At 71.9% G+C, this 16,607-nt stretch carries 13 protein-coding genes and 2 pseudogenes; 9 read left to right on the plus strand and 6 right to left on the minus strand.

Annotation, left to right across the window (positions count from 1 at the left end; genetic code table 11):
* Positions 1-99: 99 nt before the first annotated feature.
* A complete protein-coding gene (locus tag ABCR94_RS33555; RefSeq protein WP_347124667.1) occupies positions 100-702 on the minus strand; it encodes a hypothetical protein in 603 nt (200 codons plus the stop codon).
* 92 nt (positions 703-794) lie between these two features.
* Between ABCR94_RS33555 and npdG the strand changes: the two genes are divergently transcribed.
* A complete protein-coding gene (gene npdG / locus ABCR94_RS33560; protein WP_347124669.1) occupies positions 795-1,499 on the plus strand; it encodes an NADPH-dependent F420 reductase in 705 nt (234 codons plus the stop codon).
* Positions 1,500-1,626: 127 nt separating this feature from the next.
* On the plus strand, positions 1,627-1,851 hold the full coding sequence (locus tag ABCR94_RS33565) for a hypothetical protein (protein WP_347124670.1): 225 nt from the start codon (positions 1,627-1,629) through the stop codon (positions 1,849-1,851).
* On the opposite strand, the gene ABCR94_RS33570 is transcribed toward ABCR94_RS33565, so the two are convergent.
* Positions 1,841-2,638, minus strand: a complete 798-nt coding sequence (locus ABCR94_RS33570) for a site-2 protease family protein (protein WP_347124672.1) — start codon at positions 2,636-2,638, stop codon at positions 1,841-1,843. The two genes, ABCR94_RS33565 and ABCR94_RS33570, sit on opposite strands and share 11 nt — an antisense overlap.
* Positions 2,639-2,885: 247 nt before the next feature.
* Between ABCR94_RS33570 and ABCR94_RS33580 the strand changes: the two are divergent.
* A pseudogene (locus ABCR94_RS33580) lies at positions 2,886-6,531 on the plus strand (AfsR/SARP family transcriptional regulator).
* Between the two features lie 100 nt (positions 6,532-6,631).
* On the opposite strand, the gene ABCR94_RS33585 reads toward ABCR94_RS33580, so the two are convergent.
* From ABCR94_RS33585 to panB, 3 genes are all read right to left on the minus strand, one after another.
* Complete coding sequence (locus tag ABCR94_RS33585; RefSeq protein WP_347124676.1) at positions 6,632-7,465, minus strand: ABC transporter permease; 834 nt, start codon at positions 7,463-7,465, stop codon at positions 6,632-6,634.
* A complete protein-coding gene (locus ABCR94_RS33590; RefSeq protein WP_347124678.1) occupies positions 7,462-8,520 on the minus strand; it encodes an efflux ABC transporter ATPase subunit, DrrA-related in 1,059 nt (352 codons plus the stop codon). The genes ABCR94_RS33585 and ABCR94_RS33590 overlap by 4 nt, the downstream gene beginning before the upstream one ends.
* A gap of 146 nt (positions 8,521-8,666) precedes the next feature.
* Positions 8,667-9,530: a 3-methyl-2-oxobutanoate hydroxymethyltransferase gene (panB, locus tag ABCR94_RS33595; protein ID WP_347124679.1), complete on the minus strand. Its 864-nt coding sequence runs from the start codon at positions 9,528-9,530 to the stop codon at positions 8,667-8,669.
* Between the two features lie 241 nt (positions 9,531-9,771).
* On the opposite strand from panB, the pseudogene ABCR94_RS33600 reads away from it, so the two are divergent.
* The 3 genes and pseudogenes from ABCR94_RS33600 to ABCR94_RS33610 form a co-directional block, all read left to right on the plus strand.
* Positions 9,772-9,990: pseudogene (locus ABCR94_RS33600) on the plus strand (TetR-like C-terminal domain-containing protein); the annotation flags it as partial.
* A 183-nt stretch (positions 9,991-10,173) separates the two neighbouring features.
* Complete coding sequence (locus ABCR94_RS33605) at positions 10,174-11,196, plus strand: endonuclease/exonuclease/phosphatase family protein (RefSeq protein ID WP_347124681.1); 1,023 nt, start codon at positions 10,174-10,176, stop codon at positions 11,194-11,196.
* 124 nt (positions 11,197-11,320) lie between these two features.
* Entirely contained in the window at positions 11,321-12,541 is a 1,221-nt protein-coding gene (locus tag ABCR94_RS33610; protein ID WP_347124682.1) for an MFS transporter, read from the plus strand.
* A 112-nt stretch (positions 12,542-12,653) separates the two neighbouring features.
* Here the strand turns inward: ABCR94_RS33610 and ABCR94_RS33615 are convergent, their stop codons facing one another.
* Positions 12,654-14,408, minus strand: coding sequence for an NAD+ synthase (locus ABCR94_RS33615; RefSeq protein WP_347124683.1), 1,755 nt, complete (start codon positions 14,406-14,408; stop codon positions 12,654-12,656).
* 171 nt (positions 14,409-14,579) lie between these two features.
* Here ABCR94_RS33615 and ABCR94_RS33620 point away from each other — a divergent pair, with 171 nt between their 5' ends.
* From ABCR94_RS33620 to ABCR94_RS33630, 3 genes are read left to right on the plus strand one after another with little or no spacing between them, the layout of a single operon-like run.
* A complete protein-coding gene (locus ABCR94_RS33620; protein WP_347124684.1) occupies positions 14,580-15,242 on the plus strand; it encodes a DUF998 domain-containing protein in 663 nt (220 codons plus the stop codon).
* Positions 15,239-16,093 (plus strand): alpha/beta fold hydrolase, encoded by an 855-nt coding sequence (locus ABCR94_RS33625; RefSeq protein ID WP_347124685.1) that lies wholly within the window; start codon positions 15,239-15,241, stop codon positions 16,091-16,093. Before ABCR94_RS33620 ends, ABCR94_RS33625 begins: the two co-directional genes overlap by 4 nt.
* Entirely contained in the window at positions 16,090-16,566 is a 477-nt protein-coding gene (locus ABCR94_RS33630) for a DUF5990 family protein (protein ID WP_347124686.1), read from the plus strand. The genes ABCR94_RS33625 and ABCR94_RS33630 overlap by 4 nt, the downstream gene beginning before the upstream one ends.
* The last annotated feature ends 41 nt before the right edge of the window (positions 16,567-16,607 follow it).

The following is a 16,607-nucleotide window of genomic DNA, read 5'->3' on the forward strand; positions in this document are numbered from 1 at the left end:
TAAATGACGCAGCGGGAAGGGGCGGGTAGGGGGCAGCCCCGCGCCCCCGGCGACCCGCACGCCCGCGCCACCCGCGCCCCCGCGACCCGCACGCTCGGGCTACCACCGCTCCGGCGGCGGCGCCGTCAGCTGATCGGCGAGCCGGGACAGCCGGTCCCGGAACCGCCGCCGCCCCCGGGGCGCAGGCAGGACATTCTCCCCGGCCGCCGCACTGACCAGGTGCTGCACGGTGTCCAGATTCACATCGCCCCCCGCGGGCACGGACAGCGACTCGTGCGCGAGCCCCCGGATCTCGCGGTCGCCCCCGTCCAGCGACAGCACGGTCGCCCCGGCTCGCCGCGCGTCGTGCACCCGCTCCAGCAGCCCCGCCTCCGGTGGCCCCGGCGCCACGACGAGCAGCGTCTCGCCCCGCCGCGCCGCCTCGATCCTGCCGAGCCCGACCGACAGATGCGCGGGCTCCGCGGGCCGCACCCGATGGCGTACGAGGGTGGGGTTCAGTTCCGTCAGCCCGGACCAGGCCGCCTCGTCGACGAGATGCGCGGCCAGATGCCAGGGCTCGTACTGCTGGGTCCCCACCAGCAACAACCCCCCGCCCTGCGGGACGACGGAGGACCGCAACGCCCCGGCGAACCGCCGGGTGGACCCCAACCATTCGGTCCCCGCCAGGACTTCACGCAGCAGCGCCACACGTACGGCATCCATGTCCCGCATCCTGTCGGACCCCCGCCGGGGGCCGCCGCCGAATGACCGTGCCTCACCCGGAAGAGCGCGCTACCAACAAGTAGGGTCGGCTCATGACTTCCACTGACAGTGCGCAGAAGCCCGCGGCCAAGGACCCCTGGGACCTCCCCGACGTGTCGGGGCTGGTCGTCGGCGTGCTCGGCGGGACCGGGGACCAGGGGCGCGGGCTCGCGTACCGGCTGGCCAGGGCCGGCCAGCAGGTGATCATCGGCTCGCGGGCCGCCGAGCGCGCGCAGAGCGCCGCCGCCGGGCTGGGCCTCGGTGTCGAGGGCGCGGACAACGCGGAGTGCGCGCGCCGCAGCGACATCGTGATCGTGGCCGTGCCGTGGGACGGGCACGCCAAGACGCTTGAGTCGCTGCGCGAGGAGCTCGCGGGCAAGCTCGTGATCGACTGCGTGAACCCGCTCGGCTTCGACAAGAAGGGTGCGTACGCGCTGAAGCCGGAGGAGGGCAGCGCCGCCGAACAGGCCGCCGCCCTGCTGCCCGACTCGCGGGTGACCGCCGCCTTCCACCACCTGTCGGCGGTGCTGCTCCAGGACACGTCCGTCGAGGAGATCGACACCGATGTGATGGTGCTGGGCGAGGTCCGCGCCGACACCGACCTCGTGCAGGCGCTGGCGGCCCGCATCCCCGGCATGCGGGGCGTCTTCGCCGGGCGGCTGCGCAACGCGCACCAGGTGGAGTCGCTGGTCGCCAACCTGATCTCGGTCAACCGCCGCTACAAGGCGCACGCCGGCCTGCGCGTGACCGACGTGTAGGACCCGCGTCCGAAACCGCGACCGAAACCGCGTCCAAAGACCGACGTAAGACCGGCGTATGAGCACGTCCGGGGCATGGGGGACACTGGTCGGGAAGCAGTCAGCCCCCGGACAGGAGCCAACTCCCATGCCCCGCCTCGCCGTGTACGCCCTTGTCGTATGCGTCCTCGCCGTCGCTGCCGCGGTGGTTGCCTTTGTCCAGGGCAGGTGGATCGGCGTCGTCTGGATCCTGCTCGCCGCGGTCGCCTCGAACCTGGCCTGGTACTACCACCGCAAGGCGAAGGCCGACCGGACGGCGGTCTCCGGCACGGGGCCCACCACGGGGCCCACCACCAGGTCCGCTACGGAGTGATCGACGGCACATTCGGATCGCCCTGCCAGAAGCGGTAGAACTGCTGGCCCCAGTACGTGTCCCAATCGGTGACGCCCAGGCCCCGCAGAATCGCGTCGACCGCGTCGAAGAAGATGTGGTTGACCCCGGGGATCCACAGCACACCGAAGACCAGCAGCAGCCCGAACGGCGCGAGCGGCTCGACCTGCCGGCGGATCTTGTACGAGAGCCAGGGCTCGATCACGCCGTAACCGTCGAGGCCCGGCACCGGCAGGAAGTTCAGGATTGCGGCCGTCACCTGGAGCAGTGCGAGGAACCCGAGCGCGTAACGGAACACGTTCGGCACACCGTCCAGCGCGCCGAGCCAGAACGGCGCGGTGCACACGACCGCGAACAGCACATTGGTCAGCGGCCCCGCCGCCGAGATCAGGCTGTGCTTCCAGCGGCCCTGGATGCGCCCCCGCTCGATGAAGACCGCGCCACCCGGCAGCCCGATGCCACCCATGATCACGAAGAGCACCGGCAGCACGATGCTGAGCAGCGCGTGCGTGTACTTCAGCGGGTTGAGGGTCAGATAGCCCTTCGCACCGATGGAGATGTCCCCGCTGTGCAGGGCGGTGCGGGCGTGCGCGTACTCGTGCAGACAGAGCGAGACGATCCACGCGGACGTGACGAAGAGGAAGGCGGCGAAGCCGACGCTCACCGAGAACTCCGTCCACACCGCCCAGCCGGAGACCGCCATGACGGCGACGATCCCGAGGAAGACGGGACTGATCCGCCGGTCGCGACGGGTAATGGCGGTGGTCATGCGCGGACTCCTGGGGTGCGGGCATCGGGCGGGCATTGGGCGGACACCGCTCGGGCGTGGTGCCCGACCGTACCGGTGACACTGCGAAAACGTCTCGCGCGGCAGTGGTAGTTCCGGCAAAGCTGCATTCATGGAGCCACGCAGGATCCAGTACGACGACGCCGGGCCGCCGGAGCCGCGAAGCTCGCAGGCGCCACGCCCGGAGAGCGCGGTGGGTGGGCGGTTGTGCGTCCCGGACAATGGGCGAGTGCGCTACCGCATTCTTGGCCCCACGCAGGTACTCCGCGACGACGGTACGCCCGTCGCCATCGGCGGGGCTCGGCTGCGCGCGCTGCTCACGGTGCTGGCGCTGCGGGCCGGGCGCACGGTGCCGGTCGGCGCGCTGGCCGACGAGGTGTGGGGCGGTGAATGCCCCGCCGATGCCACCGGGGCATTGCAGGCGCTGGTCAGTCGGCTGCGCCGGGCGCTCGGCCATGCGGCGATCACCTCCGTGGACGGTGGCTATCAGCTGTGCGCCGAGCCCCAGGACGTCGACCTGTACCGCTTCGAGCGGCTCACGGCGGAGGGCCTACGGGCCCTGGGCGAGGGTGACCCGGGCCGGGCGGCGGCCCTGCTGGACGATGCTCTCGGCCTGTGGCACGGGCCGGCGCTGGCCGACCTCCCCGACCGTACGGGCGAGGCCGCGGGCTGCGAGACCCGCCGGCTGACCGCCCGCCGCGCCCGCCTCACGGCCGCGCTCGCGCTGGGCCGCGCGGAGGAGGCCCTGCCGGAACTCGCCGCGCTCTGCGACGACCACCCGATCGACGAACTGCTCCAGGCCCTGCGCCTGCGCGCGCTGCGTGACGCCGGCCGCACGGCGGAGGCACTCGCGGCGTACGAGGAGATCCGCCGGGACCTGGCCGCCCGCCTCGGCGCGGACCCGGGACCCGAACTGCGCTCCCTGCACGCCGAGTTGCTGACCCCGTCCACACTCGGAACCCCCACGCCGACCGACCCCGGTACAGCCGGGGGACGGCCCCCTGCGCACGGGCCCGCTGTCAACGGCAGCGGTGTGTGGGACGGTCCGGAGGGCGGAGGCGGCCGGCGGGGCGTGGAAAGCGCGCGCGTCCCGGCGTACGGGATCGACGCCGGTGGACCTGGCGCGGGAGGCGATTCGGCAGCCGGGACGGCGGCGACGCACGACGGGCGCGCAACGGGGTCCGGGGGCCCGCCCCCGGTTTCGGTAAGGGGCGCGGCGGCGGGGAACGGCCGTGCCCCCCGGCCCCGGGCACACCTCCCGCGCCGCCCCCGGCAACCTCCGGGCCCGGCTGACCTCCTTCGTGGGGCGCGACACCGACATCGAGGTCATCAGGGGCGACCTCGCGGGCGCCCGGCTCGTCACGCTGCTCGGCCCCGGCGGCGCGGGCAAGACGCGGCTGTCCCAGGAGGCCGCCGAGGCCGGCAACGAGGCCTGGCCCGACGGGGTGTGGCTGGCCGAGCTGGCGCCCGTCGACGACCCCGAAGCCGTGCCCGAAGCCGTACTCGCCGCGCTCGGCGCTCGCGAGACCGTGCTGCGCGGGGCAGGGGCCGAGGGGCTGCGCGCCGCCGAACGGCACGGCGACGACCCGCTGCTCCTCCTCACCGAGCACTGCGCCCGCCGCCACCTGCTGATCCTGCTCGACAACTGCGAGCACGTCATCGGCGCCGCCGCCCGCCTCGCCGAGGAACTCCTCGCCCGCTGCCCGGGGGTGACCGTACTGGCCACCAGCCGCGAGCCCCTCGGCGTGCCGGGCGAAGTCGTACGGCCCGTGGAGCCACTTCCCGACCCGATGGCCCTGCGACTCCTCGCCGACCGCGGTGCCGCCGCGAAGCCCGGCTTCCTGACCGAGGACGACCCGGCGGCGGCCGCCGAGATCTGCCGCCGCCTGGACGGGCTGCCGCTCGCCATCGAACTGGCCGCCGCCCGGCTGCGGATGCTCACCCCGCGCCAGATCGCCGACCGCCTCGACGACCGCTTCCGGCTGCTCACCGGCGGCAGCCGCACGGTGCTGCCTCGCCAGCAGACGCTGCGCGCGGTCGTCGACTGGTCCTGGGACCTGCTGGACGAGAAGGAGCGGGCGGCACTGCGCGCCCTGTCCGTCTTCGCGGGCGGTTGCGACCTGACCGCCGCCGAGGCGGTCTGCGGCCCCGACGCGCTGGAGCTGCTCGGCTCCCTGGTCGACAAGTCCCTGGTGGTGGCGGCCCCTTCGGGTGCGGCCGAGAGCCCCGAGAAGGCCGAGAGCCCCGAGAAGGCCGAGAGCCCCGAGAAGGCCGAGGGCCCCGAGAACGCCGGAGACGCCCAGGACGCCCAGGACACGGCCGATACCGGAATGCGCTACCGCCTCCTGGAGACCGTCGCCGAGTACGCCGCCGAGCGCCTCGACGAAGCGGGCGAGCGCGCCGGTGCCGAGCGCCGCCACCTCGTCCACTTCCGCGAGCTGGCCCGCCACGCCGACCCCCTGCTGCGGGGCAGCAGACAGCGCGTCTGGATCAGCCGCCTCCAGGTCGAGTACGAGAATCTGCGCACCGCACTGCGCCGCGCCATAGCCGCCCGCGACGAGCACGAGGCGCTCTGCCTCGTCCACTCCCTCGCCTGGTACTGGCAGATCCGCGACCTGCGCGCCGAAGCCCGGCACTGGTCCCTGGCCGCCGCCGAGCTCGGCCCCGACCCCTTCGACCCGCCGCTCACTCCCGCCCCCGCCCTGCACGAGCGCTGCACGGACGCCCCGCCGCCGATGGCACCCGAGCAGCTCCTGGAGGCCCGGCGCGGCGCCCGGCTGATCCATCTGGCCAGCATGAACCACGAGTTCGACGACTGGACCACCACCGAGGGCCTGGCCAAGCTGCGCCGCGTCGTACAGGTCTACCGGCCGGGTCTGCCGCAGACCTGCCGCGCGCCCGGCACACTCTGGTTCTTCGCGATCATGCTGACCGGCGAGGTCGGGCAGTTGAAGGAGGTCATCGACGCGACCGTCGAAGCCAGCCGCGCGTTCGGCTACGAGTGGGAGCTTGCCGCCGCCCTCCAAACGCGGGCCAACATCCTCGCCAACCGCAGCGACTGGGTGGGCGACGCGGGCCGGGACGCCGACGAGAGCCTGGAGATCTTCACCCGGCTCGGCGACTCGTGGGGCGCGGCGGAAGCGCTGTCCGCGCGCGGCGAGGCGCACGAACGCAGCGGCGAATTCGCCCTCGCCGCAAGCGACTTCCGCGCCGCCGTCGGGCATGCGCGGCGACTCGGCGCACATGTGCAGGTGTCCCTGCTGCGGGCGCGGCTGGCCGGGGTGCTGATGGAGACGGGCGACGGCGAGCAGGCCGAGGTGATGCTGCGGGACATCCTGGCCAGGGTCGAGCACCGCGGTCAGGAGTCGAAGCCGGCCGCCCGGCTGTATCTGGCGATGTGGCTGGGCCGGACGGGTCGGACCGTCGAGGCGCGCGCCCAACTGGATCAGCTCAGACAGGACTTCAAGCGCTCCAACCTGGCGATCTTCGAGGGCTTTGTCCTCGGCCTCCTCGGCTGGCTGGACAACCTGGAGGGCAAGTACGCCCGCGCTCTCTCCACGGTGCGCCGAGCCCTGGTGCGCTCCGGCGAGCCCCTGTCGCGGATGGTCGCCCCGCAGATGCCCGCGGTCCACCTGATGATGGCCGCCCGCGCACTGGCGGGTCTCGGCGGTCCCCGGCGTACCTCGGACGCCGCCCGGCTGCTCGGCGCCTACGGTGCTCTGCTGCCGTCCGGCCACTTCGCGACCGGGCAGGAGCGTGAAGCCAGGGACGACGCCGAGGCGGTGGTGCGCGCCGCACTGGGCGACGCGGCCTACGAGACGGCGTACGCCGAGGGCGGCGCCCTCACCCTGGAGGAGGCCGCCGCCCTCGTCTGACGCGGGACCGGCGGACGGCCCCCACCCCCGGCGTCGGTTCCCATCCGTCGGGCACATCCGTCGGCTCGCGTCCGTAGGGCACATCCGCCGGGCCCGTCCGTCAGGTCTTCTTGCGGAACTTGGAGATCGCGAGCGGCGCCGTGATCAGCGTGATGAGCGCCGCCCACCCCAGCGTCATCCACACGTCCTGGGCGATCGGGCCGCCGCTGAACAGTCCGCGCGCCGCGTCCGCCAGGTTCGACAGGGGGTTGTAGTCGGTGAAGTTCTGCAGCCAGCCGGGCATCGTGGCCGGCTTCGCGAAGATCGACGAGCCGAACTGCAGCGGCATCAGCACCAGCATCGCGATGCCCTGCACGGCCTGCGCCGTCTTGACGGAGAGCCCGATCAGAATGAAGATCCACATCAGCGAGGCGCCGAAGGCGAGCGAAAGACCGATCGCACCCAGCACATGCAGCGGTCCCGTCTCGACCGTCAGGCCCAGCAGGAAGCCCACGATCAGCAGGATCGTGAAGGCCACCATCATCCGGCCGACCTCGACGACGATCTTCGCCACGAGGACGGAGGACCGGGCGATCGGCATCGTCCGGAACCGGTCCATGACCCCCTTCTGGAAGTCCTCGTTGATGCCGGTGCCGACGGCCATCGCGACGTTCATGCCCATCATCGCCATCAGGCCGGGGACCAGATAGCTGACGTACTCGGCCTGATTGCCCTTGCCCGCCATCGCGCCGCCGAAGACGAACACGAACAGCAGGGTGAAGATGATCGGCATGAACAGGACGTCGAACATCGACTCCGGGTCCTGCTTGATCTGCAGCATATTGCGCCGTGCCAGGGCGCTGATGTGCCGCAGATTGGCCCGCAGGCCGATCCGGCCCTCGTCGTCGCTCACCTTCGCGGGTGTCGCGGCCGGTGTCACTGTCGCCGCGCTCATGCCGCGAACTCCTTGTCCTGGATGCTCTCGCCCTGAACGTCCTCGTCCTGGGTGCCCTGCGTGGTTTCGGTCGCTTCGCTGGTCTTCTCGCCCGTGATGGCCAGGAACACCTCGTCCAGGCTGGGCAGATGGGTGCCGATGTGCGCGATGCCGAAGCCGCGTGCACCCAGCAGGCCGACCACCGCGGTCAGTTGCTCGTCGCTGAGAATCGGCACGTACAGCAGATTCTCACTGTCGACGATCTGCGAGCCCGCGATGCCGTCGAGGCCCGCCTCGCTCAGTGCCAGTGCCATCAGGGGCAGCTGGCCCGGGTCGACCGGGCGGACCTCCAGGGTGCGGCCGCCGACCTTCGCCTTCAGCTCGTCGACCTTGCCGCCCGCGATGACCCGGCCGCGGTCGATGACCGTCAGCTCGCTCGCGAGCTGCTCGGCCTCCTCCATGTACTGCGTGGTGAGCAGGACGGTGACGCCCTCGCCGACCATCCGCTTCACCTCGGTCCACACCTCGTTGCGGGTGCGGGGGTCGAGGCCGGTCGTCGGCTCGTCCAGGTACAGCACGGCGGGCTGTCCGATCATCGATGCCGCCAGGTCCAGCCGCCGCCGCATACCGCCGGAGTACTGCATGACCGGCTTTTTGGCGGCGTCGGTGAGCGAGAACCGCTCAAGCAGCTCGTCCGCGCGCTTGCGGGCGGCGCCCCGGGACAGATCGAGCAGCCGCCCGATCATGTACAGGTTCTCCCAGCCGGCGAGCTTCTCGTCGACCGAGGCGTACTGCCCGGTCAGGCCTATGGTGCGGCGGAGCTGCCGGGGCTGCTTCACCACGTCGAAGCCGGCCACGACGGCCGTGCCGGCGTCGGGCTGGACCAGGGTGGAGAGGCAGCGTACGAGTGTGGTCTTGCCGGCGCCGTTGGGTCCGAGGACACCGAGCACGGTGCCTTCCCGGACGTTCAGGTCCACGCCGTCCAGTGCTTTGGTCTCGCCGTAGTGCTTGACCAGTCCCCGCACCTCGACGGCGTTGGTCGCGCCGTCCGTGGGGCTCTTGTTGATTCGCGTCATGCCGCCATGGAAGCACCCGCCTCTGACATTCGGCCGACAGAATGCCGACAGCCCGCCGACGGGGGGGAGTCGGCGGGCCGCCGTGGTGCGACAGTGGCTGAGGAAACTTCTGGTGAGAGCGCTGGTGGAAGCGGTGGCGGCAGCTCTTAGTGGAAGGTGTGCTCCTCCTGCGGGAACGCTCCTCCGACAACATCGTCGGCGAACGCCTTCGCGGCATCCCCAAGGGTCTGCCGCAGGTTCGCGTACTGCTTGGTGAAGCGTGGCACCTTGCCGCCCGTCATGCCCGCCATGTCCGTCCAGACGAGGACCTGCGCGTCGGTGTCGGGCCCGGCGCCGATGCCGACGGTCGGGATGTGCAGCGAGCGGGTGACCTCGGCGGCCACTTCGGCGGGCACGAGTTCCAGTACGACCGCGAAAGCGCCCGCGTCCTGCGCCGCCTTCGCGTCATGCACCAGCCGGTGCGCGGCCTCGTCGCCGCGGCCCTGCACCCGGTAGCCCAGGGTGTTAACGGACTGTGGCGTCAGGCCCAGGTGCGACATGACCGGGATTCCGGCCTGCACCAGCAGCTCGGTCTGGGCCAGCGAACGCTCGCCGCCCTCCAGCTTCACCGCGCCCACGCCCGCGTCCTTGACCAGCCGGGTCGCGCTGCGGAGCGCTTGTACCGGGCCCTCCTGGTACGAGCCGAAGGGCAGGTCGCCGACGATGAGGGCGCGCTTGGTGCCCCGTACGACGGCGGCGGAGAGGATGGTCATCTCGTCCATCGTGACGGGCACGGTGGTCTCGTAGCCGAGGTGACAGTTGCCCATGGAGTCGCCGACGAGCATGACCGGGATGCCTGCCTCGTCGAATACGGAGGCGGTCATCGCGTCGTAGGCGGTGAGCATGGGCCACTTCTCGCCGCGCTCCTTGGCGGCGGCGATGTCGTGGACGGTGATGCGGCGGGTCCCCCTGCCGCCGTACAGCGCCTTGCTGCTGTCGGCGGATGTCTTCTGGGCAGCCTGAAGCGACATGGCCAGTGCTCCTTCGTCATCTCGAGGCGCCCTGACGGCGTCCCCGGATCACTCCCATGGTGGCATCAACCGTCGCCCGACGGGAAGTGGTCGGCGCCCGGAAAGCGCCCGGAAAGCGCCCGGAAAGCATCCGGAGGGCATGCGGAGGGCATTCGGAGGGCGAAGTCTTTACAAAACGAGACGGTGCCGTATCGAAATGGAGGTGCGGTCTCGGCATGTCGACCTCCCGGCCTCCCCAGGCACGGTGATCGAGGCGCGGCGCCGCCAGACGCTGGAAGTGCTGCGCCGGGGCATCGCCGAGGGCGAACTGCGCGGCGACCTCGACATCGAGCTGCTCAACGACCTGGTGGTCGGCCCCATGCTGGTGCGGACCGTCATCAGGCCCGCCGCGACACTCGACGACGACCTGGCCGCGCGCATCGTCGACGCGGTACTGGACGGGCTGCGCCCGCCGCGCTGACCGGAGTCCTCATATGCGCGTTTCGTCACAGCGGGCCCTGTCGGCCGTAACTCCTGGAACCCGCCACGGCCCGATGTCGTCCTCGTGGCAGTACGGCCGTCGCGCGGGACGGCGGGGAAAGTCGTCGGTCATCGCCTAGGGTCAGTCACGGGCGTGGCACGGCAAGGCAGTGAGGGCAGCGGAATGACGCAGGCGTACATGACGGACACCGGGACTGGCAGCTCCGACGGCGAGCACTCCGGACCCCGGATCCGGCGTCTGTTCGACCGCCTGCGGCGCAGCCGCGGCATCTGGCGGCGCGGCATCGTCCTCGCCCTCTGCGCGGTGCTGCTGACGCTGCTGATGGTCTTCCACGCGCAGATCCCCAACACCATCGGCAACCTCGGCAGCCTCAACGAGACCTTCCTGCCCTGGCTCGGCCTGGGCGTCCCTGTCCTGCTGATCATCGGCGTGGTGCGGCGCTCAGCGACCGCGCTGGTGGCCCTGCTGCTGCCGGCCCTCTTCTGGCTCAACATCTTCGGCGGCCTGTTCACCGACAAGTCGCACAGCGGCGGCAACCTCACGGTCGCCACCCATAACGTCAACGCTGCCAACTCCGACCCCGAGGGCACCGCCCGGGTGCTGGCCGAGTCGGGGGCCGATGTGGTGGCGCTCGAAGAGCTCAAGGCGAGCGCGGTGCCGTCGTACGAGCAGGCCCTGTCGGGCACGTACAAGTACCACTCGGTGCAGGGCACCGTCGGGCTGTGGAGCAAGTACCCGATGACCGACACCCGGTCCGTCGACATCAAGATGGGCTGGACCCGGGCCATGCGCTCCACGGTGACGACGCCCGCGGGCAAGGTCGGCGTGTATCTCGGACACCTTCCTTCGGTACGGGTCAAGGTCAACGCGGGCTTCACCGCAGGACAGCGCGACGCCAGCGCCGACGCGCTCGGCGAGGCCATCGCCCGCGATCCGCTCGACAAGATCATCCTGCTCGGTGACCTCAACGGCACCATGAACGACCGCTCCCTGAACGCCGTCACCTCGCAGATGCGCTCCACGCAGGGCGCGGCGGGCGACGGCTTCGGCTTCAGCTGGCCCGCGTCGTTCCCGATGGCGCGGATCGACCAGATCATGGTGAAGGGCATCGATCCGGTGTCGTCCTGGACGCTGCCGGAGACGGCCAGCGACCATCTGCCGATCGCGGCCCGCGTCCAGATCTGACGTTCCGGCCCGGCTGCCGCAACCTCGCGTTTACGTCGCGGAACAATTCACCTGAGAGACTTTGTTCAGTACGGGAACGTAGTCCTCGTACGCACCCTCCCCTCTCTCGTCGAAAAGGTTCGCCATGCCCCGGCCGCCCCGGCCCGTAGCCCTGCTCGCCCTAGCCGTCGGCGCCTTCGGCATCGGCACCACCGAGTTCGTGATGATGGGCCTGATGCCCAATGTCGCGGACGACCTGGGCACCTCGGTGCCCACCGCCGGCTACCTCGTCTCGGCGTACGCGATCGGCGTCGTGATCGGGGCCCCGCTGCTCACGGCCCTCGGTTCGCGCATCCCCCGCAAGCGCATGCTGCTCCTCCTGATGGCGCTCTTCATCGTCGGCAACCTCGCCTCCGCGCTGGCCCCCGACTTCGGCTGGCTGGTGGCGGGCCGGGTGCTCGCCGGGCTGCCGCACGGCGCCTTCTTCGGCGTCGGGGCGGTCGTCGCTGCCCGGCTCGTCACCGACGGGCGCCAGGCGCGGGCCGTCGCGACGATGTTCCTCGGCCTTACGGTCGCCAATGTCGTCGGCGTTCCCCTGGCGACGCTCCTCGGGCAGCACCTGGGGTGGCGCGCCACATTCCTGGTGGTCTCCGTCATCGGCCTGGTGGCGATGGCCGCGCTCGCCCGGCTGATCCCGGACATCCCCGTGGACGCGCACCAGAGCCTGGGCCGCGAGCTGCGCGCGCTGGGCAACCGGCAGGTCCTGCTCGGCCTGCTCACCGCCGTCTTCGGCTTCGCCGGTGTCTTCGCCGTGTACTCCTACCTCGCGTCCATGACGACCGAGGTGATGGGCTTCGGCGAGTCCTCCGTGACCGTGGTGCTGGCCCTCTTCGGCATCGGCATGACGCTCGGCGCACTGGTGGCGGGCCCGCTGACCGACCGGGCACTGCGGCCCACGCTGTACGGCTCGCTGGGCGCGCTGGCGGTCGTACTGCTCGCGTTCAACTACACCGTGCATGTGCAGTGGGCGGCGCTGGTCACCGTCGTGGTGCTGGGCGCGGTCGGCTTCATGACCACCACACCGCTCCAGATGCTGGTGATGAACAAGTCCAAGGACGCCCCCATGCTGGCCTCCGCCTCCAACCACTCGGCGTTCAACATCGCGAACGCGGGCGGCGCCTGGCTCGGTGGCATGGCGATCACGGCGGGCTGGGGCTGGATGTCCCCGACGCTGGTAGGGGCGGTGCTGGCCGCCGTGGGTCTGGGGATCGCGGTGACGGCGGGACTGCTCGACCGGACGCCGAGCCCGTCCCGGGTGGTGGCGTCGGGCGCGGTGCGCGAACGGGAGCGGGACTCGGTTTCCTGACGGGGGCCAAGTCCTCAAGCGCCGGACGGGCCGAAATTCAGCCCGTCCGGCGTTCGAGGACCGGTGATCGGCGGCCGGGGGCCTGCCCCCGCGCCGTACCGTTTCTCCTCGCTCAGACCGACTCGCGCCACCGGTTGGTGATCGGCAGCCGCCGGTCCTTGCCGAAGCCCTTCGCGGAGATCTTCGTGCCCGGCGGGTACTGCCGGCGCTTGTACTCCGCCGTGTCCACCATCCGCAGGATCTTCGCGACCAGCTCCCGGTCGAAGCCCTCGTCCACGATCTGCTCCAGGCCCTGGTCCCGGTCGACGTACAGCTCCAGAATCCGGTCGAGCACGTCGTAGTCCGGCAGCGAATCCGTGTCGACCTGGCCGGGCCGCAGCTCCGCGCTCGGCGGCTTGGCGATGGAGTTCTCCGGGATCGGCGGGGTCTGGCCCCGCTCCTCGGCGGCCTTGTTGCGCCACTTGGCGAGCGCGAAGATCCACGTCTTGTAGACGTCCTTGATCGGCCCGTACGCGCCGACCGAGTCGCCGTACAGCGTCGAATAGCCCACCGCCAGCTCGGACTTGTTGCCCGGCGCGAGCACGATCTGGCCCTCCTGGTTGGAGATGGCCATCAGCGTCGTGCCGCGCAGCCGCGACTGGAGGTTCTCCTCGGCGAGCCCGGTCAGCTCCAGCGCACCCATGTACGCGTCGAACATCGGCTCGATCGCCACGGTCCGGTAGTTCAGTCCGGTACGCCGGGCCAGCTCGGCCGCGTCGCCCTTGGAGTGGTCCGACGAGTACTTCGACGGCATCGAGACGCCGTACACGTTCTGCGCGCCCAGCGCGTCGCAGGCGATCGCGGCGACCAGCGCCGAGTCGATGCCGCCGGACAGGCCGATCAGGACGGAGCTGAAGCCGTTCTTGGCGGCGTACGCGCGCAGGCCGACGACCAACGCCGTGTACACCTCCTCGTCGTCCCCCAGACGCTCCGCGTAGCCACCGGCCAGCTCGGGCTCGTACGCCGGGAGGGGGTCCTCGGAGAGGATCACGCGGTCGATGTGCAGCCCGTCGTCGACGATGCCGGTCGGCGCGTCGGGGGCGGCGGCCGGCAGGTCCAGGTCGAGCAGCATGCTGCCCTCGGAGAACTGCGGGGCGCGCGCGACGACTTCGCCGTTCCGGTCGCAGACGATCGAGTCGCCGTCGTAGACCAGCTCGTCCTGGCCGCCGGTCATCGCGATGTACGCCGTGGTGCAGCCCGCCTCCTGGGCGCGCTTGCGCACCAGGTCGAGGCGGCTGTCGTCCTTGTGGACCTCGTACGGCGAGGCGTTGATGGACAGCAGCAGACCGGCACCGGCAGACCGGGTGGCCGGGACCCGGCCACCGTCCTGCCAGAGGTCCTCGCAGATGGCGAGGGCCACGTCGATGCCGTGGACCCGGATGACCGGCATCGAGTCGCCCGGCACGAAGTACCGGAACTCGTCGAAGACGCCGTAGTTGGGGAGATGGTGCTTGGCGAAGGTCAGCGCGACCTCGCCGCGGTACAGCACGGCGGCGGCGTCCTGCGGGGAGCCCGCGGGCTGCCCGTAGCGGGGCTGGGCCTTCTCGCAGCGGTCCAGATAGCCGACGACGACCGGGATCTCACCGAAGCCTTCGTCCGCGAGGCGCACCGCGAGCGCGCGCACGGCGTCGCGTGAGGCCTCGACGAAGGACGACCGCAGCGCGAGGTCCTCGACGGGGTAGCCGGTCAGCGCCATCTCGGGGAACGCCACGAGGTGGGCGCCCTGCTCGGCGGCATGCCGGGTCCAGTGCACGATCGACTCGGCGTTGCCGGTGAGGTCGCCGACGGTCGAGTCGATCTGATTCAGAGCGAGGCGTAGTTGAGGCACGGGGTCAGTGTAATCGTCAGTGCGACGCGATGTCCGGATGGATAGGTGTGGGGCGCCCCACGTGCGGGCGCGGGGCCGTATCGGCGCTTGCGGCCGGACCGGTGGGGGTCCCGGGATCGCCGTTCGGGCCGTCGGACTACGTAACATAAGCCCCCTATGTCCCCTTACGGAATGCGGTCCGTAGCCGCCCTCCTCGCGCTCGGCGCGGTCGCGTACACCTCGTGGGTCCTCGAAGTCGTCCTCGCGACCGGCCTCGACCCCGTCCGGACCTACGTGAGTGAACTGGCCGCCGCCGACCAGCCCCTCGGCGGGCTCTTCCGGGCCACGGACCTGCTCGCCGGACTCCTCGTCCTCGCCGGCGCGCTGACGGCCCTGGCCGTGCGGAGGCCGGACAGACCCTGGGCGGTCGTCGGCTGGACGGGCCTGGTCCTCTTCGGTGCGGCGACCGCGACGGATTCGCGGCTGCCCCTGAGCTGCGCGCCGACCGTGGACCCGGCGTGCGCGGCCCGCGAGACGGCCGGCCTCGTCCCGGCCACGCACGCCGCGCACGCGTGGAGCAGCAGCCTCGCGACGACCGGCGCGATCGTCGGAGTCGTGGCCCTCACGGTCGCCGCCCGCCGCTACGGCTGGTGGCCGCCCCTCGCCCGCGTCGGCCCCGCTCTCGTCGCCGCGGAACTGGCCGCCACCGTCTGGACGCTGACGTCCGTCGCCCGCTTCGAAGCGGGGAACGGCACCTTGCTGCTGGGCGCCGGGCAGCGGCTCCAAGTGCTGCTGGTGGCCGTCTGGCTGGCGGTGCTCGCGTTGTCAGTGGCACGCGAGAAGCTGTACGAGTGACATCGACGCGCAGCTTCATCCGGATCGGCGGGGTGCCCCACCATGTGGTCGTGGAGGGCAGCGGCCCCGTGTGTGTGCTGAGCGCGGGGCTCGCGATGAGCTGGTTCGACTGGGACCCCGTCGTGCCCCTGCTCGCGCCCTCGCGCACGGTGGTGCGCTTCGACCGTCCTGGCCACGGCCTCAGCGGCGCCGCGGCCACGGCGCCCACCGCCGCGGGCGAGGCGCACCGCATCGCCGCGATCCTCGACGCGCTGTCCCTGCCGGGGCCGGCCACCGTCGTCGGTCACTCCATCGCCGGCTTCCACGCCGAGGCGTTCGCCCGCCTCCACCCGGCCCGTACGGCCTCCGTGGTGCTCCTCGACTCCAGCGTCGAGGAGCACGTGCGGACGCCCCCGGCCCCCGCGCTGCGCACCGCCGCCGCCCGCGCCCTGGGCGCGGCCCTGTCCGCGGTCGGCGCACCGGCGGCGCTCGGCCCACCGGTGCGCCACGCGGTCGTCCGCGCGTCGCGCACGGGCCTGGCGCCCGACCCGGCCGCCGACGCCCTGGTGCGCCGCTGCTACCGCACCTCGCGTGTCCTGCGCGGCGCGCTCCTGGAGAACACGCACTATCGCGCGGTCGCCGCCGAACTCCTCGCGCTGCGCGACCGCTTCCCGCTGCCGGACGGGGTCCCGTTCGTCGTTCTCGCGGCGCACGACGGCCGGGACGGCCGCTTCACGCGGCGCTGGCTGGAGCGGCAGCGGGACCAGGCGGGCGTGCTCGGTGCCCGCTTCGAAGCGGTCGGGCCCTCGGGGCACTTGATGATGCTGGACCGCCCGGACGCGGTGGCCCGCGCCGTGGGAGGAGAAGCATGAGCAGCAGTAAGGCGGTAGCCACCCGGGTGAGCCGGCGGATCACGCTGCGGATCGTCGGCAGCGACCTGCCCGGCGCGACCTGCGGCGAGTTCCGGCACGTCCATGTCGGGACGCAGTGCGGCCGCGAGCCGGACCAGGTGGTGTCGGCCGACGCACGGCAGGCGCTCTTCGAGATCCCCGTCGAGATCCTCGCCGACCCGCAGGGAGCCCTCGACGCAGACTTCCGCGGACCGTACGTCCAGGGGCGGCCGGGGGTCCGCTTCGTCTACCTCACCTGGGGCGAGCAGCCGCCGGGCGGGGAGTTCGCGATGTTCCGCCGGATCAAGATCTTCCTCGCGGACCTGCCCGCCGAGCTGATCGCCGCGAGCGGCGTGCTGGAAGGGACGCTCGGGCTCACGGACGACTGCGGGCTGCCGCTCTGCGCCGCCGTCCGTCCGCCCCGGATCGCGTGGAGCGCCGGGGCGGACGGATGACGGCAGCCGCGTGAGCTTCGCCTGCCGGGTGAGCCGGGCCC

It is taken from the genome of Streptomyces changchenzhani (assembly GCF_039766235.1).
Lineage (GTDB): Bacteria > Actinomycetota > Actinomycetes > Streptomycetales > Streptomycetaceae > Streptomyces.

Excerpts from the sequence above, each read along its gene's own strand:
- ABCR94_RS33590 (WP_347124678.1), bottom strand. The coding sequence starts at position 8,520 with ATGACGCGAATCAACAAGAGCCCCACGGACGGCGCGACCAACGCCGTC.
- panB (WP_347124679.1), bottom strand. The coding sequence starts at position 9,530 with ATGTCGCTTCAGGCTGCCCAGAAGACATCCGCCGACAGCAGCAAGGCG.
- ABCR94_RS33620 (WP_347124684.1), top strand. The coding sequence starts at position 14,580 with ATGCGGTCCGTAGCCGCCCTCCTCGCGCTCGGCGCGGTCGCGTACACC.
- ABCR94_RS33565 (WP_347124670.1), top strand. The coding sequence starts at position 1,627 with ATGCCCCGCCTCGCCGTGTACGCCCTTGTCGTATGCGTCCTCGCCGTC.
- ABCR94_RS33605 (WP_347124681.1), top strand. The coding sequence starts at position 10,174 with ATGACGCAGGCGTACATGACGGACACCGGGACTGGCAGCTCCGACGGC.
- ABCR94_RS33585 (WP_347124676.1), bottom strand. The coding sequence starts at position 7,465 with ATGAGCGCGGCGACAGTGACACCGGCCGCGACACCCGCGAAGGTGAGC.
- npdG (WP_347124669.1), top strand. The coding sequence starts at position 795 with ATGACTTCCACTGACAGTGCGCAGAAGCCCGCGGCCAAGGACCCCTGG.
- ABCR94_RS33630 (WP_347124686.1), top strand. The coding sequence starts at position 16,090 with ATGAGCAGCAGTAAGGCGGTAGCCACCCGGGTGAGCCGGCGGATCACG.
- ABCR94_RS33610 (WP_347124682.1), top strand. The coding sequence starts at position 11,321 with ATGCCCCGGCCGCCCCGGCCCGTAGCCCTGCTCGCCCTAGCCGTCGGC.
- ABCR94_RS33570 (WP_347124672.1), bottom strand. The coding sequence starts at position 2,638 with ATGACCACCGCCATTACCCGTCGCGACCGGCGGATCAGTCCCGTCTTC.
- ABCR94_RS33555 (WP_347124667.1), bottom strand. The coding sequence starts at position 702 with ATGGATGCCGTACGTGTGGCGCTGCTGCGTGAAGTCCTGGCGGGGACC.